This window comes from Paenibacillus sp. NPDC056579 (genome assembly GCF_042793215.1).
Taxonomy (GTDB): domain Bacteria; phylum Bacillota; class Bacilli; order Paenibacillales; family NBRC-103111; genus Paenibacillus_S.
This window is the reverse complement of sequence record NZ_JBHTVD010000001.1, coordinates 252,786-270,301: the sequence shown is the minus strand read 5'-3', so window position 1 is coordinate 270,301 and position 17,516 is coordinate 252,786. Positions and strand designations below refer to the sequence as shown.

Here is a 17,516-nt window from a genome sequence, read left to right as displayed (position 1 = left end):
AAACGTGTCAAGTTATGTTAGGTTTATGCGATGTATAGGGTGCTACAGCAAACCGCGATCGATCATGTTCTGCAGTGCTGTCAGCACGCCTAACTTGCAGTGGGAATACGTTAATCCGCCTTGCATATAGGCGATATAAGGCTCGCGGATCGGCGCATCGGCAGACAGCTCCAGGCTTCCGCCTTGAATAAACGTCCCTGCCGCCATGATGACCGGATGCTCGTATCCCGGCATATCCCACGGCTCGGGAACCACATGAGAATCAACCGCGGCCGCCTGCTGGATACCCTGTACGAATGCAATCAGATGCTTATCGCTCGTGAAGCGGATCGCCTGAATCAGATCGGTTCTCGGATCGTTCCAGTGCGGATGGGTGACGAAGCCCAGCTCTTCGAATACCGCAGCGGCAAAAATCGAGCCTTTGACTGCTTGTCCGACGAGATGGGGCGCCAGAAACAACCCCTGATAAATGCTGCGAGTCGTACCGAGCATGGCGCCTACTTCCCCGCCGATCCCCGGTGCGGTCAACCGGTACGAAGCGAGCTCGACGTATTCGCTTTTTCCAGCAATGTATCCGCCCGTGGCAGCAAGGCCGCCTCCCGGATTTTTGATCAGGGAGCCCGCCATCAAATCGACGCCGACCTGAGTCGGCTCTATAAGCTCAGTAAATTCGCCATAGCAGTTATCTACGAAGACGATGGCATCCGGCTTGATTTCCTTGACGAATCGGACCATCTCCCCGATCTGCTCGACCGTAAAGGAAGGTCTCCACGAGTAGCCGCGGGAGCGCTGGATACCGATAACCTTCGTCTTCTCGTTAATTCGTGAGCGGATCGCTTCATAGTCCGGCGCCCCGTCTTCTAGCAAGGCAACCTCGCCATAGGCGATGCCCCAATCCTGCAGCGAGCCCTTCCCGTCTCCAGGCTTGCCGATTACCTTGTGTAGCGTGTCGTAAGGCCTTCCCGTAATCATCAACAGCTCGTCCATCGGTCTTAGTACGCCGAAAAGCGCCGTTCCAATCGTATGAGTCCCAGACACAAAATGCGGCCGCACCAAGGCGGCCTCCGCTCCAAACACTTCTGCATACACCAGATCCAATACTTCCCGGCCCCGGTCGTTATAGCCGTAACCCGTAGAGCCCGAGAAATGATAGTCACTTACTTTATGATTTTGGAAGGCCCTAATGACCTTCCATTGATTTTGGTCGATAATGCGGTCGATTTCTTTGATTTTCCCCTCAATAACCTGCTCGGCACGCTCCATCCATGCCGTAATGCGTTCATTAAACATGCTCCGAATTCTCTCCCTTGATTTGTGCCTGATCCATGGCGTAAGCAGCCAGCAAATAGCCCAGTTTATCGTATTCCTTATTGTTTACTCTGACCTGAAGCAGCATATCGTCGCCGTCCACTTCGTTTTCCAGCACTTCGCCTACTCTGTAGACAAGCGATATGACATCGCCTTTTTCCGCCGGAATGCGGAACGTCTTGCAGTCCCCCATCAGCCGCGATTCGATAACCTCGCGAATTTTTTGCAGATCCTCTTCCCGGTAAGCGGAGATTTTCAAATAGTCCCCTTCGACAGTCAGCATCTCGATCTGTTCCTGAGAACACAAATCGATTTTGTTGAATAAAGTAATCTGCTCCTTCTGATGAGCTCCAAGCTCCTCCAGCACCTCGTCGACGACCTTCATTTGCGTTACCATCATCTCAGAGGAGCTGTCCACTACGTGCAAAATAAGATCCGCTTCGTTAGCCTCTTCTAGCGTGGCGCGGAACGCGGCGACCAGATCATGCGGGAGGTTTTGGATGAATCCTACCGTATCCGTCAACACGATCTCCTTGCCGCTTGGCAGCTCCAGCGTGCGGGAAGTCGGGTCTAAGGTGGCGAACAGCTGGTTCTCGACATACACATCGGCTTGCGTCATCTGTTTGAGCAGAGTCGATTTGCCAGCGTTCGTATAGCCTACCAGCGCGACCTGGAACACGCCTGTTTTTTTCCGGCGCTCTCTATGCAGATTGCGGTGACGGACAACCTCTAGCAGCTGCTGCTTCAGTTCGTTGATCCGGTTGCGGATGTGACGGCGGTCCGTCTCCAGCTTCGTTTCCCCCGGACCGCGGGTACCGATGCCTCCGCCGAGTCGGGATAAGTTTTTGCCCTGCCCCGACAATCTCGGCAGTAAATAGCTCAGCTGAGCGAGCTCGACTTGAATAATCCCTTCGCGCGTTTTGGCGCGTCCGGCAAAAATATCGAGAATCAGCTGTGTGCGGTCGATAATTTTTACATCGAGAAACTGCTCCAGATTGCGAACCTGCGCACCGGACAATTCCTGATCGAATATCGCCGTATTCGCATCATGCTGCTCGAGCAGCTGCTTCAGCTCCTCTGCCTTGCCTTTTCCTATAAACCATTTGGAATCTACGTTTTCTTTATTCTGCGTTAACGTATCCAATACCTCTACACCGGCCGTTTCGGCCAAGCTTACGAGCTCGGATAACGAATATTCCGGAGAATAGGCATCCTGCCTTTTTTGCAGAGGGGTAACAAGGCTGACTAATACAGCCCGCTCCTGCTCGTGTTCAATCGTGTGCGTCGTTGGTTTCATAAAGTTTTGTATATCTCCTTTGCAGGTTTTCGCTCCAGCTTTACATCCTCGGGACGAAGGTTCATCAAATCCTGTTTGCTCGGCTGCTGCGTATGCTGATTTAATAGACGAACCGCATGGTTGCGCATCGCCTTTTCGATGAGATTACGGACATAGCGCGCATTGCTGAACGCCGTTTCCGGATCGCTCTGCTGCTTCTCCGTCATAATTTGCTGTCTGATTTTCATCTCTGTCTGAGGCATCAGAGCGTATTCCCGTTCCTTAATCATGATTTCCGCTATTTGCATCAATTGATCGACCGTATAGTCCGGAAAGTCGAGCTGAATGGGAAAACGGGACGGCAAGCCCGGATTCGTATGGAGAAACAGCTCCATCTCCTGTGAATATCCCGCCAGGATAAGGATGAACTGATTCTTGTGGTCCTCCATCGCCTTCACCAGCGTATCGATCGCTTCCTTGCCGAAATCTTTCTCGCCGCCGCGCGCCAAGCTGTAAGCCTCGTCGATAAACAGCACGCCTCCCAGTGCTTTTTTCACAAGCTCTCGCGTCTTCAATGCCGTATGACCTATGTATTCGCCTACCAGATCGGCACGCTCGACTTCAATCAAATGACCTTTACTTAGCACACCCATCGTCTGCAGCAGCTTCGCGATGATTCGTGCTACCGTGGTTTTGCCCGTACCCGGGTTGCCCTTGAACACCATATGATACACCTGACTATTGGCCATTAAGCCAACTTCAGCCCGGAATCCGCCGATGCGCAGCAGCGCATAAATCTCGAATACGAGCTCCTTCACGTTGTCCAAACCGACCATCCGATCGAGCTCCTTCATGATTTCCCCGAATTGTCCTTGCTGGGACAACGGTTTGCCGCGATAATGGGGCTCCGCCTCGGCGCTCATGCTTACCGGATCCGGATTACGCAATACCACGTTCAATTGGTTGGCATTTTTCGTAATCTGTATCTGATCTGTCGGTACGACACGTCCACTCATGCGTATCACCTCTTTACTTGGTGTTAGCAGTATACGCAAGTGCCCAGTCGAATGTGCTCTTTTTCTTATCTTATTGTATAGCCATTTCATGAAATTTCAAAATCAGCTTCGTAAAGTGGGAGGTATGGGCGCTCATTGCGCAGGAACTAAGACGACCTTGTGTCTTATTATAAAGGAGTTATGAGAATTAGTAGAGGTAGAAAATAACTGTAAGGCAATATTTCTAAGGAGAAAACGGGCAGCATCATAATAATGCGATGCCGTTTCATAGGAGCTATCCCCGGCTACCCGCAATCCGCTCGAACACGGTATCCAACGGCATATCGGCCATGGAATCGAGCCGCAAATCGAACTCGCCGAACTTGAGCTGACGAGTAACGGAATTTGGAACAATGACGCAATGCATACCCGCCCGTTTGGCCGCCAGCGCACCGTTCGGCGAATCCTCGAAGGCTACCGCTTCATGAGGCTGCGCTCCAAGCGTTTCAAGAACGCGCAAATACAGCTCCGGATCCGGCTTCGTCTTGGCTACATCATCCCGGGTACGGACACAGTGAAAAGAATCGGTAAGCCGATGCTCCGTTAAATAGCCGGTAACCCACGCTCTAGAGGAACTGGATGCGAGTCCGATGCCGATATTCAACGCCTTGCCTCGTACCAAGTAATCGGCGACGCCCGGGCGAGGAAGCTCTCCTCGCATCCGCTCGGCATACCTTTCTCTGCGCAGCAAGCGAGCGCTCTCCCGGTCAATCGGCTTGCCGATACATTTCTCCAGATATTGATAGGGCTCGAATAAGGAGCCGTCCGTTCCGATATGTCTTCCCCATACCTCTAGCGGCAATTGGGCACCATGCTCTTGATACATGGCCTGAAACGATTCATACTCCGGTGTCTCCGTATCTAGAATCAATCCGTCAAAGTCAAACACAATCGCTTTGATCAACCCGTATTCCCCCATCCGAAAATCATTCATATCCTTAATCATTAGCGGCATTGAGCATGAACGAAGACAAGCCCCTTTTCGCTCAAGCGGCTTAGACTAATTGCAGCTGCTCGAGCAAAAGGAGCCTATTCAGCTTAACCGTCTGCGAATTTACACAGCAGCAGAACCATCCGCTTCCATATTATACCACGGCCGGTTCGTAATTGGGGAGTCCATCTTGGAATGAGCTCCAGTCTGCCGTCATTTCAGCCTCAGTAAGAAGACAGTCATCTAGCGAAGCGATCAGCTGCTCTTTCTCCATGTCTATTCCGATAAACACAATTTTATTGATCCTATCACCAAACTGCTCGTCGTATTCGGACCTAAGCGCAGGATCCTCCTCAAGCAAAGCACTGCGCTCTTCTTCGCTTAACGCGGCTACCCAATATCCTGCCGGCCCGAACTGAATGGACGGTCCCGCTTGACTAATGCTCTGGGCAAACGTGTTGCGGGTAGCCAGCCATACGATGCCTTTGGCACGTACAATTTCCGCAGGCCACATTTCCATCCACTCTTTAATCCGGCCCGGATGAAACGGACGCTTCCGCTCATAGACGAACGAGGAAATACCGTACTCCTCCGTTTCCGGAGTGTGTTGCGCGCTTTGCAGCTCTTGTATCCAACCGGGGGAATGGCTCGCTTCGTCGAAGTTGAACAGGTTCGTATTCAAGATATCGCGAGGGTTTACTTTGCCTTCCGTTGTACGGATCAGCCTGGCTCTAGGCTGCAGTTTGCGCAGCACCTGCTCCAACTGGGCGAGCTCCTCTTCGTCAACAAGATCGCATTTATTGAGCAGAAGCACGTCGCAAAACTCAATCTGACTGATCAGCAAATCTACAACATCGCGAGTATCGTCTACTCCAACCGCCTGCTGCCTCTCGAGAAGGGTCTCTCCCGAGCTGTAGTCATGCCAGAAACGATTGGCGTCTACAACAGTAACCATGCAGTCCAACCGGCAAAAAGCGGACAAATCTATTCCATGCTCCTCATCGATATAAGTAAATGTCTGAGCAACTGGCACCGGCTCTCCAACCCCAGTAGACTCGATGAGGATATAGTCAAATCGTCCATCCAGCGCAAGACGCTCTACTTCCTTCAACAAATCCTCACGAAGCGTACAGCAAATGCAGCCGTTGGACATTTCTACAAGCTTCTCCTCCGTACGAGACAAACCGCCGCCATTCCGTACAAGCTCCGCATCAATGTTCACTTCACTCAAGTCGTTAACGATAACGGCGACTCTCAACCCGTCCCTGTTCGACAGGACATGGTTCAGAACGGTTGTTTTCCCCGCTCCCAAATAACCGCTTAATACAGTGACAGGAATTTTGATCTTGCTTTGAAGCTGATTCATTAAAAAGCCCTCCATTTTATATGTAATTTTTACGATAAAACAACTTATCTAACCGTAATCATTACGCTTTTATTCCGTAGTCTATCCAGTTTGGTTTAATGGATAGCTCCTTTTAATTGTAATAATTACGTTTAATCAGTTTACTACTCCGTTTCCCCCTTGTCAACCACATTGTGAAATGCTGTAACAGGAGGCGGTTTAAATAATCTTCATAATTCGGCGGATAAAAAACGATTGACCGTAGAGCCAAAATGATGTATTTTTATTCATAAATTTGGTTATTTATTCGTAAGTAAGAAAGGATGTCCCGCGTATGCCAAAAGAACAAGATACTCCATTGACAACCGATTCGTGGAATCTCATCAAGCTGATTGAGCGTCTCGCTTTCCGCACTTGGCCTGCCGAAAAAACCATCGAGTGCGGAGACTTTGTATTTCGCGCCTCGCAAGGGATAACGAAGAGGGCCAACAGCGTATGGACATCTACCGGCAGCCCGTTTCCCGAAAGCAATTGGCTGGAACAAGCGAAACACTTTTATGAACGGCACACTCTCCCTTTGCTATTCCATATTAGCAACGTATCCCCGCCGGGGCTGGATAAGCAGCTGGCCGATGCAGGATATATAGTGGAAGCCCCCTGTTCGGTACTTACCGGTGAGACGGCTATAGTCATCGCAAATACGCCGGACCGTGACTCTTCCGATGACGAATGGGAAATCACGGTCACGCCTCATGCCAATTCCGCTTGGATCGACGAGTTTCTTCTTGCAGAACAATTCGACGCATCCAAACGGGCGTTTTATGAAAAGGTGTTAAACCGCATTCAGCCGCTCAAGGGCTTCTTCTCCTTCAAAATCAACGGTCAATGCGCCGCTGTTGCAACCGTCGTACTGGAAGAAGGCTGGGCGGGCATTACCAATGTCGCTGTAGTTCCCGAACGGCGCGGTCAAGGAATCGGACGCGTGCTGCTGCATGAGTTAGCACTTTGGTGCAAGGATCAAGGCGCGCATCACCTGTATCTGCAAGTTGTTCAAGATAACATTCCGGCGTGGAGGCTGTATACGAAGGCCGGTTTTACTCCCTTGTACGAATATCATTACCGGCGTGAACCATTGCAGAGCTGAACAGTCTCAACCTTCACTGCGTGTTCGCGTAAGAAAAAAAAAAGCCGGTGAAGCTCTCCAATGAGGAGCTTCGCCAGCCATTTTATCCTTTGAATTCCACCGTCAACAGAAGCTTATCGAGCGTCCATTTGGTCCATGCCAATGTCTCCCGGCTCTTATGCCATGACATCATAAGCACCTTACTCGTTACAGGAGCCGCTGCAGGATGCTCGTAACCGAGAAATTCAGCCATATCCAAAGCACGTGCAGCATGATATTGATGCGTAATTATGACCACTTTCCTCCAATGATGTTCTTGAACGATGGACTTGCTGAACAATAAGTTTTCGTAGGTATCGGTCGACTGATTTTCCATCCAAATGACATCGCGCGGAATCCCTTGCTCCAGCAAATAATTTCTCATTCCTTCGGCTTCCGTTAGCCTGGATTCTCCAATCTCTTGAGCGGACCCGGCTCCTCCGGAAACGATCAGACCGGGAATACGTCCCGTCCGGTACAGCTCTACCGCCTTGTCCAACCGTTCCCGTAAGCCGGGGCTCGGCTTATCCCCCCACAAAGCGGCGCCAAGCACGATACCGACATCCCCTTTTGTTTCCGGATTGTCAGTCAGCGAGCCCATCAGCCATAGCAAATAGCCGATCCATAGCAATGCTGCGCAGCATAAGGCGATCACGATTCGCGCTAGCGTCCGTTTCGCGCTTTTTCGCTTCATCGTTATGTCCACACCTTCATTCTTTCAGCCAATGAGCCGGTAAACAGCTCCAGCTCGATTCCGTCAGGATCAAGGAAATTGATGCTCCAGCCGCCCCCGCGATATACAGGGCCTCGGACAACAGAAACTCCGGCATCCAGCAGCTTCTTGGACGCTTCATGGAAATCCGCTTCTTCTATGGAAAAGGCCATATGATCCATTCCGGCCGTATTAACCGATTCAGCCGAGCGCGGTGAAACAGGGCGTTCCAGCAAGCAGATCCATGCGCTTCCCCATACCAGATATACATCCTTGCTGCCGCGATGAACTAGGGACATACCGAGAAAGTCCACATAAAAGGGCAGCGAACGCTCCAAGCTGGCTACCCGTAAAGTGGCGTGGTTTAATCCTTTTACCTTTATCATCGCAGTTCTTGCCCTTTCGAGAGACGATCGGAAGCCTGCAAAAGCCGTGCAGCCGTATCTTCTATATAGCTTCTCATCATAATAGGCCTGCGCCATGGTTCAGGAATCCCGTTAACCCCGTAGTAGGCACCCGCCAGCTGACCGTATATCGCACCGGTCGTATCCGCATCGTCTCCGAGATTGACCGCCATCAGACATCCTTCCTCAAAACTGCTGCTGTTGTAAAACGCCCACAGCGCAGCCTCCAGCGATCGCACTACATAACCGGACCCCTGGATTTCCGGAGGCTGCTTTGATTTGAACGAGCCATCGGCCACTTCACTGATTTCGGGTACAAGCCTTCTTCGCTTCCATAGGTCCGGAACAGGTGAATATAAGCTGGAGAGCAGCTCCTCCTTGCCTGCTCCTTGCAGAGCGCCGGCCAGCAGTCCTCCGAAGTAACGGCATGCATCTACGGCGATTATAGAGCCGTGGGTTGTCAAAGAGCTGTCGCCTGAGCGGGTGATAGCTTCCTGAGCATTCGCCGCGTAGTACATTGGGACCGGCGCCAGCCGCATTAAGGAACCGTTGCCGGAAGCCGCTCGCTTCAAGGAGCCGCTGAACGGCTCACCCGACTGCTCGAATCGTTCGAGCGCCATGCGCACCGTATTGCCGATATCAAAGCAAACGCCGGTAGAGCTCAAGTACCCTTCACGGTACCACTTGACGTACCGCTGTATTTGATCGAGCGGATGAAACGATTCGCAGGTCAGAAGACTTTCCGCCAAGCAAAGGGCCATCGACGTATCGTCGGTCCACTCGCCCGGCTCCAGCTGAAAAGGACCGCCCCCCTCCATATCCCGCAAAGGCTCGAACGAGCCCGGAGTCTTGAATTCCAGTGTTGTTCCCAATGCATCCCCGACGGCAAGTCCGAGCAAACATCCTTGATATCTATCCAATCTCGTAACATTCATCGTCATGCGAAATCTCCCCTTTCCCGCTATGCGATTGTATTCCTTCCCCAAATTCCCCTGCATCAGCCATACGAAAACCTTGCTCGTGAGAAAACCTCTATCGAGGCCTTTCAAAGATGAGCGACCGCGTTCAATGGTAGGTTTTATCGCCAATAGGAAAGATCTTTGATGCACTTTATCGCTTTACCGATCTTAAACTTTCCTATGTGGTCAATGAAAACAGCGTGGAATTACCACGCTGTCCGTCATCATTAAAATGTATGCTTAATCTTCGCAAGTCTTACGGCAAATTGCTCGCGTTTGCAGAAAATTATTTCTCTGTAATCGTCACGGACTGGATCGTTACCTTCTCCGTAGGGGAGCTCTTCTCTCCGGAGGCTCCTACGCTAACCGGCGTTGCAGCGATCTTGTTCACCACATCCATGCCTTCGGAAATTTTTCCGAAAATCGTATAGTTCGGCTGGCGATTTAAGCCCTTGCTGTCTTCACCGGTACAGATGAAAAACTGGCTGCCGTTCGTGTTAGGACCGGAATTGGCCATGGCAACGATTCCCGGCTCGTAGCTGTACGTTTTCTTCAGCTCGTCCTCGAATTTGTATCCCGGACCTCCGCGGCCCGTCCCTTCCGGGTCACCGGTTTGGACCATGAACGATTGGATAATGCGGTGGAACACGACATTGTTATAGAATCCTTCCTTAGCCAGGAACACGAAGTTGTTAACCGTTTTCGGAGCATCCTTGGCGAACAGGTCGATTTTGAACGTTCCCTTCGAGGTCGTCACCGTAGCTTGATATGTTTTGTTTTGGTCGATTTTCATTTCAGGCGGTGCAGACCAGCTCTTCTTGGCTTGCGGGCTGCTGGTAGGCGCCGGAGTTTGTTGGGATGCGGGAGGCTGACTTCCTCCTGCCGCATTGCTGTTTTCAGCGGGCTTGGTGCCGCAAGCGGAAAGCAGGAGCGTGCATACTACGGCTACGGCAGTCCATTTGGCGGTCAATGCTGCGAATGATGCTTTCATGATTATTACTTCAACTCCATTGTTCGTAATTTATGGACAAGTCCATATGAAGTATTATACTACGACAGGGGAAAAATTAACAAAACCTGCCTCAGCATCCGGCGATGGAACAACGCAAGAACATGCGCTGCGGATGGCCATATGCGGCCAGTGAGGTGCATGCATAAGCTTGCGCAGCTGACTGATAGCGCAGCTGCAAAAGCAAACAGGGCGGCGGGGATCGATCATGATCCCCGCCGCCCTGCCATAACCGACGCGCTGAGCGCTCCGCTAGCGCGTACCGGCAGCACCGCCGTCTGCGGGTTTCCCCGCAGACGTATCGGTGCTGCCCGGCACGGCGCCCGCTCCGGCGCCGCTGCCGCCTCTAGGCGGGGGCGTACTGCCGGCCGCCCCCGTGCCTTGCTGGCCATTACCAGGCGTTGCTCCGCCTGGTAATGGCGTGCCGCCGCTGCCCGTGCCCGGGGCAGCGGGGTTGGTTCCGGTACCGCCGTCAGGCGCTCCGGTACCGCTGCCGTTGCCCGTGCCGGCGTTATTGCCGGCACCCGTGTTTCCGGTGCCTGTGCCGGCACCGCCGGTGCTGCCGTTGTTACCCGGCTGGCCATTGCCTTGCCCCGGCAGGCTGCCGTTGCCCGTGCCGCCGTTGCCAGTCCCGGTACCATTGCTTCCGGTACCGTTCCCGCTGCCGTTGCCGCTGCCTCCGGCTCCGGTACCGCCATTTCCCGGCTTGCCGTTATTCGATCCGTTGCCGCTGCCATTCTGGCCCTGCCCTTGGCCCTGACCCTGTCCTTGACCTTGGCCCGGCTGCTGGCCAGAACCATTTTCCTCCGATGGTACGGTTACCGTGGCAACGTTCGACTGCGCGCCGGCGTTTCCGCTATCGGAGTTGACGGGAACAACCATATAGCTGTACGTTCCCGGAGCTACAATATCCTGCGTCTCCGTTCCCGCCGACATGAAGGTCGGCTCCGCCGGGAAGTCTTTATCCTGCTCTCCCTTACGGAATACCTGGTAGGAGACATTGTCGCCTGCCCCGGTCCATTTCAGCACTACGGAACGTTTCTCTTTCACGTATTCCGCCTTCAAATCGGCGATCCCCTTCGGAGGCGCTCCGAGCTCCGGAACATTGTCCGGCTTCTTGAACTGCGTCATCGGCTTTTTCGCTAGAGCTTTTTGCATAACCTCTTTGAAAATAACCGCCGGCGCACCGCTGCTCATGGTCACATAATGCTTCGCGTCATTTTTATCGAATCCAAGCCAGACCGCCGCGCTCCATTCCGGCGTGTACCCGGTGAACCATAGGTCGCGGTTATATTTCTCCAGCCCTTTGATGACGTTCTGTGTCGATCCGGTTTTCCCGGCGACCGGCCGGTCGAATCGGGCCGCCGCCCCTGTACCGCCAGGTTCTACGACGCCTTGCATCAGCTTTGTCATGTAGTATGCCGTTTTCGGGCTCATGACCGATTTCGTTTCCGGCTTGAACGTATGAATGTCCTCGCCCTTGCCGTTTTGGATTTTCACGATCGAATGCGTTTTGTTCAAATTCCCGTTGTTGGCGAAAGCGGCATACGCCGTTGCCATCTGTACGGGACTCGCTCCGCGAGTCAATCCGCCAAGAGCGATAGCCAGGTTCCGGTCCTTTTGCGGATCCAGAGGAATGCCCATATTGATGGCAAAGTCCATTGCTTTCTTAATGCCGATATCGTTCAAGAGCCAAATGGCCGGAGCGTTGATCGACAGCTTGACAGCCTCGAGCATGCTCACCTGACCGCGGTAGACGCCATCGTAGTTTCGAGGAGAATACCCGCTGTATGATGTTTCCTTATCCTGCAGCATGCTGTATGGCGTTAAATTTTTGTACTCGATACCTGGTGCGTACGAAATGATCGGCTTCATCGAAGAACCGGGCTGCTGCGGCACCGTAGCTCGGTTCAAGCCCCGTGCGACATAATCCCGCCCGCCTATAATCCCGACGAGACCGCCATCCTCATTATTGATGATCGCCATGGCCCCCTGCATTTTTTGCTCGGGACCGTCCTTCTGGAACAGCTTGTCGTTGGCAAACGTCTGCTCCATTATTTTTTGCGCGTTGGCATCCATCGTCGTATAGATCTTGTATCCGTTGGTAAGCACATCGTCTTCCGTTAAACCATACATGTCGTTGGCTTCGTCCAACACATAATCGATAAAGGCCAAATAATCGTTATTGCTTCCCGTCGGCGCCTTCGGCGGCACATAATCTACAGCTTCAGCCTGAGCGCGCTCGGCTTCGGTAATATAGCCTTGATCCAGCATCAGCTTCAATACGACGCTTCGCCGTTCCTTCGATTTCTCCGGATTCGATATCGGATTATAAGTGCTTGGCGCTTTCGGTATAGCCGCAAGAGTCGCCATCTGCCATACTTCCAGCTTGTTCAGATCGGATACGTTGAAATATTTTTTGGCCGCCACCTTCACGCCGAAGGCACGATTACCGAAAAAGATCCGATTCATATACATCGTCAAAATCTGGTCTTTCGTATAATTGTTCTCCAAAGCCACCGCTATCGACATTTCCGTCGCTTTGCGGAAGAACGTTTTGTTGCTGGACAAGAAGACGTTTTTCGCCAGCTGCTGGGTTATCGTACTGCCGCCTTCAACAGCGCTTCGCGCGATAACATCCTTAACCAGCGCCCGGCCGATGCCGAGGAAATCAATCCCGGAGTGCTGTCCGAACCGGCGGTCCTCCGTCGCGATGAACGCTTCTTTAAGCTTTTGCGGTATGTCCTCCGGCTGAACCACCTCGCGGTTTTCGCGGGATAAGGTCGTGATTTCATTACCCGCCGCATCGTAAATATGGGAGGCTTCGAACATATCGAGCTTGTTGATGTTTTCCTTCAGCAGCTTTTCACCGTTAATGATAATAAAAATGTAAACGCCCATTGCACATATCAGAGCCATTACGGCTGCTATAAAGACGAACATAAACGCTTTTCCGGCACTAAATTTGCTCTTCTTCTTTTTCTTCGGTTTCCCCGAGGTCGGTTTCTTCGCAGTAGACATTCTCATCTGTCACCCCTTTACTCTCTCTAGAACGCTTACGGCCAGTGCATGTTCAGGTTTCAAATGGAGCAGCGCTAACGAGAAAACCTCTCACGTCTGCCAGATGCTTCTCTCTAAGTACTTCTACAAAAAGAACAACCCTAAGGGAACGGGTTGCTCTTATGGACGTTATTTAATTAGACGGGAGATGGAGCCAAAATGTTGCGGTCAGAGCCCGGCTCCTTCCGTCAAGATATTAACCTTCCGAGCTGTTATCCTGCATTAATGAAACGGCCCGCTGCGGCGTAAAGGTCGAAATCGCATGCTTGTAAACCATTTGCTGACGGCCTTCGCTATCGATGATGATTGTAAAATTATCGAACGCACGGATGACTCCGCGGATTTGAAACCCATTGGTCAGATAGACGGTTACCGGAATGGTTTCCTTGCGCAGCTGGTTCAAAAATGTGTCTTGAATATTGATGGTTTTATTCATCATGGGCCCCCTCAATGATATTGACGTTCGATTTTTAGCTTATCTGCTATTATAGCATGAATCTGGTCCAAGTGGGCAGAAAAATTTCCCAAATCGGTGACATCCACCCACTCAATATCTTTCATGTGGCGAAACCACGAGAGCTGGCGTTTGGCAAATCGCCGCGTATCCTGTTTAAGCTGTACAATCGCTTCTTCCAAGGTCAGAGCTCCGTCCAAATAGCCCAAAATCTCCTTGTAGCCCAGCCCTTGCATGGATATGTGCTGCAACCCGTAGCCCATTTCCTTCAGACGGCGGACTTCCTCTACAAGGCCCTGCTCGACCATGAGATCGATACGCTCTTCAATACGTTTATATAGTAAAGCTCTGTCCATTGTCAACCCGACGATACATAGTTCGTACGGGGACTGTTTTTTTTGTACCTTCAGCTGCTCGGAGAGCCGCTGTCCGGATAAATGGTATACTTCCAATGCCCTAATAATTCGGCGTTGATCGTTCGCATGCAGTCTGTCGCCCATCTCCGGATCTACCTCGCGCAGCCGCTCCAGCAGCGCTTCGTTCCCATGAAGCTCGGCATACTGGCGCATCTCTTCCCGGAAAGCCTCGTCCGACCCATGCTCGCTGAATTGAAAATCGTAGCATAGCGACTCAACGTAAAGTCCGGTGCCTCCCACGAGAAACGGCAAATGGCCGCGGTCATGAATTTCCGTTATCAGAGAACGCGAACGCTCTTGAAATTCAGCAACCGAAAACGGGTGATCCGGCTCGTGGATGTCGATCAGATGATGAGGGATGGCCTCCCTCTCCTCCAAAGTCGCCTTAGCCGTGCCAACATCCATCCCGCGGTAAACCTGCATGGAGTCTCCCGAAATAATTTCGGCGCCGTATTCCGCCGCCAAGCTTAGGCTAAGCTTCGTCTTGCCGACCGCCGTCGGTCCGATCAGGACGAGCAGCTTCGGCTTACTTAAAGCTTGAGTCACAATCTTATCACTCCGTAAGCAATTTTCGTTGTAGATCGGTGAACCTCGTGAAAGCCTAACCGTTCGAATTCTCCGCTGTCCCTGTGCTCCTTCATCACTACGGCGCGCCGGGCTATCTTCTGAGCCAGCTTGACCGCTTCCTCCGTTAATGCCCTGGAGTCGGCAAGCCCCCGAATCGAACGAATCGAGCTGGATTCGTGGATCGGCTTGCGGAACATCGGGTCGAAATATACGACATCGAACGATCCCGGCTCCTGCTGACGCAAATACGTCAGATGATCCTGATGCAGCACACGGATTCGCCGCATAGCGGCTTCCAATCCGGGAATATCCGATTCATAGCTGCGCAATCCGTTATGAAGCAGCATATACGGGATGGAACTTGTTTCCAAAGCGGTTACACTTCCGGCTTCACCCGTAGCAAAAGAGAACACGATGGAGTCGGATCCTAGACCCGCCGTACAATCCAGTACGGAATCCCCGGCTTCCAAGCCGGCAAACTCAAGCAGTGTATCCTTCTCGCCGTTTATCAATCGTTTGACGCGAATAGCCGCCGTGCTTGGATGGAAGAACAATGCAGGCTGCTGTTCATGATAATACTCTATTCGCTCCCTGGATACAAGCAGGATCTGTGAGTCCCCGTATCGATCGCGAAGCTGGGGCAGCGACAATTTCCCCCGCCTTACAATTCGTGCCGGCGTCTCCATTTCCTCCAGCGACTGAACCTGCTCCATGAGTGTCGAAGCAAGCTCGAGCTGCCAGGAAAGCGGTTCATAGGAGGTCGTTATCAGCAACTACATCACCCGCTTAAACATTTTTTCCAGCTCGTAGGTGGAGAAGCTGATGACAATCGGCCGCCCATGCGGGCACGTGTACGGGTTACGGCATGCCGCCAGCCGGTCCAGCAGCCCTTCCATCTCAAGCGTACTTAGGCTTTGATTGGCTTTGATCGAGGCTTTACAGGAGCACATGATCGCCGCCTTCTCGCGCATTTTTCCGAGATCGATGCTTTTGCGCTCGGACAGAAGCCATTCGGTCATTTCTTCCACCAGCGCTTTCTCTTCCCCTTGGGGGAACCAGTGCGGATATGCTCTGACCAAATAAGCATTGCCACCAAACGGTTCCATATATACCCCAGCTTGCTCCAGCAGAGGCACCTTCTCCTTCAATCTCTCCGACTCGGAAGGAGTAAATTCCAGCGTTATCGGAACGAGCAGCTCCTGGCTGGCCTCGGCAGGCTTGCCGAACTTCTCGTAGTAATATTCATAATTAATGCGCTCATGAGCCGCATGCTGATCGATTAAGAACAAGCCCTCTTCATTCTGGGCGACGATGTACGTGCCGTGCATTTGTCCGATCGGAAACAGCTTCGGGAACGCGGGCAACGAAGGAGGAGCTTCCTCTTCGTCAGGAATAGCCGAACGGAGAAAGGCGGCATTCGAAGCGGCCTGCTCTTTAGGCGATTTCTCCCGCTGGCGGTAGTCTAAGCTATCCGCCCGCTTGGACGAATTGCTTGCCGGCGGCCCGGAGGCACGCGTCTGTCCAAATTCGGCGCCGTCCGGAGGCTGCTGCTGCGGCGGCTGATAAGAATCCATAGAGCCTATGGAATCGTATAAGCTTCGGAGTGCCCTATCATCGCTGTACGAGGACTCACGCTGTTGTTCATAGGAGCGAGCCGTAGCTTGCGACGGTTCATTCCGCACAGCATTGTCCCCTGCCGATGCGGATAATTCGTCACTATCTCCGTACGAGCCCACTCTATGCGAATTGGAAGGCGAAGCTTGATCCCGCTGCGGCTCCGCTGCCTGCGCTGCGGGACGGTACAGCTCCAGCTGCTCTTGGATCAGCGCCTCTTTCTTGGGCTTCGCCTGCGCCGCCGACGGAATCAGAATCTGACGGTTCAGCACTTGACGAACCTGCTGCTCAACGAACTGGATGAGCTCCTGCTCCTTGCTGAATCGTACTTCCAGCTTGGCCGGATGCACATTCACGTCTATCAGCGTAGGATCCGTCTGAATATGAAATGCCGCGATCGGATATCGGTTGATCGGCAGCAGTGTATGATACCCCTGAAGGAGGGCATGGATAAGAGTGTAATTGCGGATATACCGCCCGTTGATAACCGTGGATATCGCGTTGCGGTTCGCACGTGTCGTCTCCGGTTTGCCGATATAGCCGCGGATCGTATAATCCAGATGCTCTCCTTCGATAGGAAGCATGCCCTTGGCGACAGCCGTACCGTAGATTGCCGCGATGACCTGCAGCATATCTCCGTTGCCGAGCGTCTGAAAGAGCTGGCTTCCGTTATGCTTGAGCGTAAACGCGATTTCCGGGTGCGCCAGGCTGAGACGATACATATAATCCGAGACGTGGCCAAGCTCCGTCTGAATCGTCTTCATATACTTTAAACGCGCCGGAGTATTATAAAACAGCTCCCTTACCTGGACGTCCGTTCCACGGGGAGAAGCCGTGTCCTCAAACGTCTTGACGGTGCCGCCTTCAATGACCATTTTGTAGCCTAGACCGGTCTGCTCGGTAGAAGTGACGCAGGTCACCTTGGAGACGGCGGCAATACTCGGCAGCGCCTCTCCGCGAAAGCCGAGCGTCCGGATAGAGAACAGATCCTGACTGCTTGCGATCTTGCTCGTAGCATGACGGAAAAATGCAACCTCGCAATCGTCCCGCTCCATGCCTGAGCCGTTATCCGTAACGCGTATGAGCTCGAGCCCGCCCTCTTCAATCGCAACGTCGATGCGCGTGCTCCCGGCGTCGATCGCATTTTCCACCAGCTCCTTGACAACCGAAGAAGGGCGTTCCACCACTTCCCCCGCTGCGATCTGGTTCGCTATATGCTCATCCAATATTTTGATTCTGCCCAT

General features: G+C 52.6%; 15 protein-coding genes. 1 reads left to right on the top strand and 14 read right to left on the bottom strand.

Features of this window, described 5'->3' with window-relative positions; genetic code table 11:
• Positions 1–42 precede the first annotated feature (42 nt).
• The 5 genes from ACFQ88_RS01375 to ACFQ88_RS01355 form a co-directional block, all read right to left on the bottom strand.
• Positions 43–1,290: a methionine gamma-lyase family protein gene (locus ACFQ88_RS01375; RefSeq protein ID WP_379451384.1), complete on the bottom strand. Its 1,248-nt coding sequence runs from the start codon at positions 1,288–1,290 to the stop codon at positions 43–45.
• The gene (gene hflX / locus ACFQ88_RS01370) at positions 1,283–2,605 is read right to left on the bottom strand and encodes a GTPase HflX (protein WP_379451383.1); all 1,323 of its coding nucleotides are present in this window, start codon (positions 2,603–2,605) and stop codon (positions 1,283–1,285) included. The genes ACFQ88_RS01375 and hflX overlap by 8 nt, the downstream gene beginning before the upstream one ends.
• Positions 2,602–3,600 carry an AAA family ATPase gene (locus ACFQ88_RS01365; protein WP_379451382.1) on the bottom strand — a complete coding sequence of 333 codons (999 nt, stop codon included), beginning with the start codon at positions 3,598–3,600 and terminating at the stop codon, positions 2,602–2,604. The genes hflX and ACFQ88_RS01365 overlap by 4 nt, the downstream gene beginning before the upstream one ends.
• Before the next feature lie 274 nt (positions 3,601–3,874).
• Positions 3,875–4,543 (bottom strand): HAD family hydrolase, encoded by a 669-nt coding sequence (locus tag ACFQ88_RS01360; RefSeq protein ID WP_379451381.1) that lies wholly within the window; start codon positions 4,541–4,543, stop codon positions 3,875–3,877.
• Positions 4,544–4,724: 181 nt separating this feature from the next.
• Positions 4,725–5,936: a GTP-binding protein gene (locus ACFQ88_RS01355; protein ID WP_379451380.1), complete on the bottom strand. Its 1,212-nt coding sequence runs from the start codon at positions 5,934–5,936 to the stop codon at positions 4,725–4,727.
• 313 nt (positions 5,937–6,249) lie between these two features.
• Between ACFQ88_RS01355 and ACFQ88_RS01350 the strand changes: the two genes are divergently transcribed.
• A complete protein-coding gene (locus ACFQ88_RS01350; protein ID WP_379451379.1) occupies positions 6,250–7,059 on the top strand; it encodes a GNAT family N-acetyltransferase in 810 nt (269 codons plus the stop codon).
• Between the two features lie 82 nt (positions 7,060–7,141).
• On the opposite strand, the gene ACFQ88_RS01345 is transcribed toward ACFQ88_RS01350, so the two are convergent.
• The 9 genes from ACFQ88_RS01345 to mutL form a co-directional block, all read right to left on the bottom strand.
• Complete coding sequence (locus ACFQ88_RS01345; RefSeq protein ID WP_379451378.1) at positions 7,142–7,771, bottom strand: YdcF family protein; 630 nt, start codon at positions 7,769–7,771, stop codon at positions 7,142–7,144.
• A gap of 2 nt (positions 7,772–7,773) precedes the next feature.
• Positions 7,774–8,172 carry a VOC family protein gene (locus tag ACFQ88_RS01340; RefSeq protein WP_379453528.1) on the bottom strand — a complete coding sequence of 133 codons (399 nt, stop codon included), beginning with the start codon at positions 8,170–8,172 and terminating at the stop codon, positions 7,774–7,776.
• Positions 8,172–9,128 carry an ADP-ribosylglycohydrolase family protein gene (locus ACFQ88_RS01335; RefSeq protein ID WP_379453526.1) on the bottom strand — a complete coding sequence of 319 codons (957 nt, stop codon included), beginning with the start codon at positions 9,126–9,128 and terminating at the stop codon, positions 8,172–8,174. The genes ACFQ88_RS01340 and ACFQ88_RS01335 overlap by 1 nt, the downstream gene beginning before the upstream one ends.
• 310 nt (positions 9,129–9,438) lie before the next feature.
• Positions 9,439–10,143: a peptidylprolyl isomerase gene (locus ACFQ88_RS01330; RefSeq protein WP_239634536.1), complete on the bottom strand. Its 705-nt coding sequence runs from the start codon at positions 10,141–10,143 to the stop codon at positions 9,439–9,441.
• Between the two features lie 270 nt (positions 10,144–10,413).
• A complete protein-coding gene (locus ACFQ88_RS01325; RefSeq protein ID WP_379451377.1) occupies positions 10,414–13,182 on the bottom strand; it encodes a transglycosylase domain-containing protein in 2,769 nt (922 codons plus the stop codon).
• Positions 13,183–13,417: 235 nt separating this feature from the next.
• Positions 13,418–13,657 (bottom strand): RNA chaperone Hfq, encoded by a 240-nt coding sequence (hfq, locus tag ACFQ88_RS01320; protein ID WP_239635382.1) that lies wholly within the window; start codon positions 13,655–13,657, stop codon positions 13,418–13,420.
• Between the two features lie 11 nt (positions 13,658–13,668).
• Complete coding sequence (gene miaA / locus ACFQ88_RS01315) at positions 13,669–14,640, bottom strand: tRNA (adenosine(37)-N6)-dimethylallyltransferase MiaA (RefSeq protein ID WP_379453524.1); 972 nt, start codon at positions 14,638–14,640, stop codon at positions 13,669–13,671.
• Complete coding sequence (locus ACFQ88_RS01310) at positions 14,634–15,431, bottom strand: class I SAM-dependent methyltransferase (protein ID WP_239634534.1); 798 nt, start codon at positions 15,429–15,431, stop codon at positions 14,634–14,636. Before ACFQ88_RS01310 ends, miaA begins: the two co-directional genes overlap by 7 nt.
• Positions 15,432–17,516 (bottom strand): DNA mismatch repair endonuclease MutL, encoded by a 2,085-nt coding sequence (mutL, locus tag ACFQ88_RS01305; protein WP_379451376.1) that lies wholly within the window; start codon positions 17,514–17,516, stop codon positions 15,432–15,434.

Coding starts and splice junctions, on each gene's coding strand:
- hflX (WP_379451383.1), bottom strand. CDS start 2,605: ATGAAACCAACGACGCACACGATTGAACACGAGCAGGAGCGGGCTGTA.
- mutL (WP_379451376.1), bottom strand. CDS start 17,516: ATGGGCAGAATCAAAATATTGGATGAGCATATAGCGAACCAGATCGCA.
- ACFQ88_RS01350 (WP_379451379.1), top strand. CDS start 6,250: ATGCCAAAAGAACAAGATACTCCATTGACAACCGATTCGTGGAATCTC.
- ACFQ88_RS01345 (WP_379451378.1), bottom strand. CDS start 7,771: ATGAAGCGAAAAAGCGCGAAACGGACGCTAGCGCGAATCGTGATCGCC.
- ACFQ88_RS01335 (WP_379453526.1), bottom strand. CDS start 9,128: ATGAATGTTACGAGATTGGATAGATATCAAGGATGTTTGCTCGGACTT.
- ACFQ88_RS01375 (WP_379451384.1), bottom strand. CDS start 1,290: ATGTTTAATGAACGCATTACGGCATGGATGGAGCGTGCCGAGCAGGTT.
- ACFQ88_RS01330 (WP_239634536.1), bottom strand. CDS start 10,143: ATGAAAGCATCATTCGCAGCATTGACCGCCAAATGGACTGCCGTAGCC.
- ACFQ88_RS01325 (WP_379451377.1), bottom strand. CDS start 13,182: ATGTCTACTGCGAAGAAACCGACCTCGGGGAAACCGAAGAAAAAGAAG.
- ACFQ88_RS01355 (WP_379451380.1), bottom strand. CDS start 5,936: ATGAATCAGCTTCAAAGCAAGATCAAAATTCCTGTCACTGTATTAAGC.
- ACFQ88_RS01365 (WP_379451382.1), bottom strand. CDS start 3,600: ATGAGTGGACGTGTCGTACCGACAGATCAGATACAGATTACGAAAAAT.
- hfq (WP_239635382.1), bottom strand. CDS start 13,657: ATGAATAAAACCATCAATATTCAAGACACATTTTTGAACCAGCTGCGC.